General features: G+C 62.4%; 5 protein-coding genes and 1 pseudogene. 5 read left to right on the plus strand and 1 reads right to left on the minus strand.

All coding sequences use genetic code 11. The annotated features are described in order from the left end of the window. Positions 1–1,634 (plus strand): aminomethyl-transferring glycine dehydrogenase subunit GcvPB (gene gcvPB, locus ACTG4J_RS14640; protein ID WP_439140476.1); only part of this gene is annotated, 1,634 nt, incomplete at its 5' end. A gap of 24 nt (positions 1,635–1,658) precedes the next feature. On the opposite strand, the gene ACTG4J_RS14645 is transcribed toward gcvPB, so the two are convergent. Continuing rightward, on the minus strand, positions 1,659–2,219 hold the full coding sequence (locus ACTG4J_RS14645; protein WP_439140477.1) for a TlpA family protein disulfide reductase: 561 nt from the start codon (positions 2,217–2,219) through the stop codon (positions 1,659–1,661). Between the two features lie 27 nt (positions 2,220–2,246). On the opposite strand from ACTG4J_RS14645, the gene argH reads away from it, so the two are divergent. The 4 genes and pseudogenes from argH to ACTG4J_RS14665 form a co-directional block, all read left to right on the plus strand. Next, the gene (gene argH, locus ACTG4J_RS14650) at positions 2,247–3,638 is read left to right on the plus strand and encodes an argininosuccinate lyase (protein WP_439140478.1); all 1,392 of its coding nucleotides are present in this window, start codon (positions 2,247–2,249) and stop codon (positions 3,636–3,638) included. Beyond that, positions 3,635–3,790, plus strand: coding sequence for a hypothetical protein (locus tag ACTG4J_RS14655; RefSeq protein WP_439140479.1), 156 nt, complete (start codon positions 3,635–3,637; stop codon positions 3,788–3,790). Before argH ends, ACTG4J_RS14655 begins: the two co-directional genes overlap by 4 nt. An 88-nt stretch (positions 3,791–3,878) precedes the next feature. Then, complete coding sequence (gene greA, locus ACTG4J_RS14660) at positions 3,879–4,346, plus strand: transcription elongation factor GreA (protein ID WP_439140480.1); 468 nt, start codon at positions 3,879–3,881, stop codon at positions 4,344–4,346. Between the two features lie 156 nt (positions 4,347–4,502). Beyond that, positions 4,503–4,964 (plus strand): annotated as a pseudogene (locus ACTG4J_RS14665) (hypothetical protein); the annotation flags it as partial.

Genomic DNA, 4,964 nt, shown 5'->3' on the forward strand with positions numbered 1-4,964 from the left:
GCGATGTGGGGCGTGATCGGATTGGGATTTCCGTCGATGAAACCACAACCGAAGCGAATCTGACCGCCGTTTGCGCGGCCTTCGATGTGGCGCTTTTGGACCCCATCGGCGCGCCTGCCATCTCCGAGGCGATGCTGCGCAGCACCCCCTACCTGACCCATCCGATCTTTCATATGAACCGCGCCGAATCCGAGATGATGCGCTACATGCGCCGCCTGTCGGATCGTGATCTGGCACTGGATCGGGCGATGATCCCGCTCGGCTCCTGCACGATGAAGCTGAATGCTGCGGTCGAGATGATGCCCGTCACATGGCCCGAATTCAACAGCCTACACCCCTTTGCCCCCGCCGATCAGGCGCAGGGATATGCCGAGATGCTGGCCGATCTGTCCGCCAAGCTGTGCGAAATCACCGGCTATGACGCCATGTCGATGCAGCCCAATTCGGGCGCGCAAGGTGAGTATGCGGGGCTGTTGACCATCGCGGCCTACCACGCCGCGCGCGGTCAAGGGCATCGGCGGATCTGTCTGATCCCGGTCTCGGCCCATGGCACCAACCCGGCCAGCGCGCAAATGTGCGGGATGGAGGTGGTGGTGGTGAAAGCCGCCGAGAATGGCGATGTCGATCTGGCCGATTTTCGCGCCAAGGCGCAAGCGGCGGGCGACGCTCTGGCGGCCTGCATGATCACCTACCCCTCGACCCATGGGGTGTTCGAGGAAACCGTGCGCGAAGTCTGCGAGATCACCCACCAGTATGGCGGGCAGGTTTATCTCGATGGGGCGAATTTGAACGCCATGGTGGGGCTGTCGCGGCCCGGCGATGTGGGCGCGGATGTCAGCCATTTGAACCTGCACAAGACCTTTTGCATCCCGCATGGCGGCGGCGGCCCCGGCATGGGGCCCATCGGGGTCAAGGCGCATCTGGCCCCCTACCTGCCGGGTCATCCCGAAACGGGGGGCCCCGTCGCCGGAGGCGACAAAAGCGGGTATGCGGGGCCAGTGTCTGGCGCGCCATATGGGTCGGCATCGATCTTGCCGATTTCCTATGCCTATGTCCGGCTGATGGGCGGCGAGGGGATTACGCGGGCGACCAAGGTGGCCATTCTCAATGCCAACTACATCGCCAAGCGGCTGGAGGGGGCATTTCCCGTGCTTTTCAAGGGCAAATCGGGCCGGGTGGCGCATGAATGCATCCTCGACACGCGCCTTTTTGCCGAGTTGGGCGTGGGTGTCGATGACATCGCCAAGCGGCTGATGGATTGCGGCTTCCATGCGCCGACGATGAGCTGGCCCGTGGCGGGAACCCTGATGGTGGAGCCGACCGAGTCAGAAACCCAAGCCGAGATCGATCGCTTTTGCGAGGCGATGCTGGCCATCCGCGCCGAGATCGGTGAGGTCGAGGCAGGCCGCATGCCGATCGAGGCAAGCCCGCTGCGCCACGCGCCCCATACGATGGAAGATCTGATCCGCAATTGGGACCGCGCCTATAGCCGCGAACAGGGCTGTTTCCCACCCGGTGCCTTCCGCGTCGACAAGTATTGGCCCCCCGTCAACCGGGTCGACAATGTGCATGGCGACCGGCACTTGATCTGCACCTGCCCGCCGCTGGAAACCTATCTGGACGCGGCAGAGTAAAGGCTTGCAAAAGGCGGTGGTCGGTCAGCCCTCGGGCTGGTCGATCACCGCGCGCAACAGCGCCAAGGCTTCGGGGCTGTCCCAATGGGCATCACCGCGAAGCCGGGCAATTTCCTGTCCCTCGCGGTTCAAGATCACCGTGATGGGAAGGCCGAACACCCCCATCTCGCGCGCGATCTGTTGGTTGATGTCGCGGTATTGCTGCAACTCGGTCACCCCGATTTCCTCGAAGAAACGCCGGATGGCCTGCGGCGGGTTGCGACCGGTAGCGAGTGTGACGACGGTGAAATCCTCGCCCCCGAGGGCCGTTTGCAGGTTTTGCAGCGAGGGCATTTCCTCGCGGCAGGGCGCGCACCAAGTGGCCCAGAAATTCAAGACGACGATCTGGCCCGCGTAATCGGCCAGCGCGCCCTCGCTGTCATCGACACGCTGAAACGGCAAGCCCGAGGCCGCGACGGGCGCGTCATGGATCACAAGGCCGCGCATCTCGCCTGTCAGATAGGGCGAGAGGTCTTGCGCTGCGGCAACATTTGCACCCAAGCCCGTGGCAAGGTAGAGCACGATAGATCGCATCCGGCGGTTCATCACGAATTCCTCCAAGGGCCGACAGCCATGACTGATACCAAGACCAACGCCATGTGGGGCGGCCGCTTTGCCGCTGGTCCCGACGCGATCATGGAGGCGATCAACGCCTCGATCGGCTTCGACAAGCGACTGGCCAAGCAGGATATCCAAGGCTCCCGCGCCCACGCGGCGATGTTGGCGGCCACGGGTATCGTGAGTGATAACGACGTGGAGGCGATCCGGAAAGGGCTGCTCACGGTCTTGTCAGAGATCGAGGCAGGGCAATTCCAGTTTTCGACTGCGCTCGAAGACATCCATATGAATGTCGAGGCGCGGCTGAAAGAGATCATCGGCGACCCGGCGGGCCGCCTGCACACCGCGCGCTCGCGCAACGATCAGGTCGCGACCGATTTCCGCCTGTGGGTGCGCGAACAATGCGACGCGGCCATCGCGGGGCTTGAGGCGCTGATGCGCGCGCTGATCGCGCAGGCCGAGGCGGGCGCTGATTGGGTGATGCCGGGTTTCACCCATCTACAGACTGCCCAGCCCGTCACATGGGGCCATCACATGATGGCCTATGTCGAGATGCTGGCGCGCGACCGGGCGCGTTTTTCCGATGCGCGGGCAAGGATGAACGAGTCTCCTTTGGGGGCGGCGGCACTGGCCGGCACCTCTTTCCCCATCGACCGGCATATGACGGCTGCTGCTTTGGGTTTTGACCGGCCCATGGCCAATTCGCTCGATGCCGTATCCGACCGCGATTTCGCGTTGGAGTATCTGGCGGCGGCGTCGATCTGCGCGATGCATCTGTCGCGCTTTGCCGAGGAATTGGTGATCTGGTCTTCGGCCCAGTTCCGTTTCGTGCGGCTGTCGGACCGCTTCACCACCGGCTCTTCAATCATGCCGCAGAAGAAAAACCCCGATGCCGCCGAGTTGATCCGCGCCAAGATCGGGCGGATTTTCGGGGCCAATGTCGCGCTGTTGATGGTGATGAAGGGCCTGCCGCTGGCCTATTCAAAGGATATGCAAGAAGACAAGGAACAGGTCTTTGACGCCGCCGACAACCTGATGCTCGCGCTTGCCGCGATGGAGGGCATGGTGCGCGACATGACCGCCAACCGCGAGGCTTTGGAACGTGCCGCCGGATCTGGCTTTTCGACCGCCACCGATCTTGCCGATTGGCTCGTGCGGGTTCTGGGCCTTCCCTTCCGCGAGGCGCATCATGTCACGGGCAGCCTTGTCGCCATGGCCGAAGGGGCGGGTGTCGATCTGCCCGACCTGACGCTTGCGCAGATGCAAAGCGTGCATGCGGGCATCACGGATGATGTCTTTGCCGTTCTCGGCGTTCATAATTCGGTTGCCTCGCGTATGTCCTATGGCGGCACGGCACCCGCGCAGGTGCGCACCCAGATCGCCCGTTGGAAGGAGATGCTTGCATGATCCACGCCCGGATTTGGCCGACTGCCGCGCTTTTGGCCACGCTTGCCGCTTGTGGTGCCGATGGCATACCCGAACGGCCCGAACCCCGAAGCACCCCGGGCATCACCGTCACGGTCGATGCAAGCGCGGGGATTTCCAGCAGAAACCGATGATCGCCACCTTCCCCGTTGAACAGTATCGCATTCGGCCCTAACCTCGCCGTTCAAGTGTTGCTTTGCCTCCAGACATCAAGGCGTTTTCATGGATAAGATCCCAATGACCCCCGGCGGCTACAAGGCCGTCAACGAGGAGCTGAAGCACCTCAAGAGCGTCGAGCGTCCGGCCATCATTCAGGCCATCGCCGAGGCGCGCGCGCATGGCGATCTGTCCGAGAATGCCGAGTATCATTCCGCCAAGGAAAAGCAGTCATTCATCGAGGGCCGTATCAAGGAACTCGAAGGCGTGATCGGGCGTGCCAATGTGATCGATCCCAAGACACTGTCCGGCCCGGTCAAGTTCGGCGCGACCGTGGTGCTGGTCGATGAGGATGATGCTGAAAAGACCTTTCAGATCGTCGGCGAATTCGAGGCGAATATCGAAAAGGGCTTGCTCAACATCAACTCGCCCTTGGCGCGCGCCTTGATCGGCAAGGACGAGGGCGATAGCGTCGAGGTCAAGACGCCGGGCGGTGACAAGGATTACGAGATCGTTTCGGTCACCTATATCTGAGCAACGCCCCCCTTATGGTGGATTGTGTTTGGCCGGATGCGTGACGACGAGACAGCTTCATTCCTCGCAATGGGCCTAGATGCCCGGGAAACGGCTATGGCGCGGATAACGGGCATTGAGATTATCGCGGGAATTCTGACACTCGCGTGGCTTGTCATGGCCGTCATTTTCGGCCGCGACGATGGGGAGGCGGGGCTGGTCGAGGTCGTGTTTCTCGCAATGCCCGTCGTCTTGATCTGGGTCGTTGCGCGCACCACAAGGGCGATACGCATCTTGCGCATGGAGGCTGCGGGCCTGCAATCGGCCATCGACGCGATGCGCGCCAGTCAAGCGGCACTTGCGCCGCAAGACGGTGTCGAGATCAAGCCCGCCATGGTGGCAAAGCTCGATGAGTTGGTTCAAAGCCGCATTGTCGCCGCGCAGGGCGATCAGGCGGTTTTTTCATCGCAGCGTGTCCGACCCCAAGCCCCCTCACGCCCTCCGGTCAGCGCGGCATCAACTGAAACACGGCAACCCGGGCTTGCTTTGGCCGCGCCGGTCGAACGGCCGCCGATCTCGGTTTTCGATTTCATCAAGGCGCTGAATTTCCCCCAAGATGAGAACGACAAGGAAGGGTTT

The organism is Roseicyclus sp. (assembly GCF_965662675.1).
In the GTDB taxonomy this organism is placed as follows: Bacteria; Pseudomonadota; Alphaproteobacteria; order Rhodobacterales; family Rhodobacteraceae; genus Roseicyclus.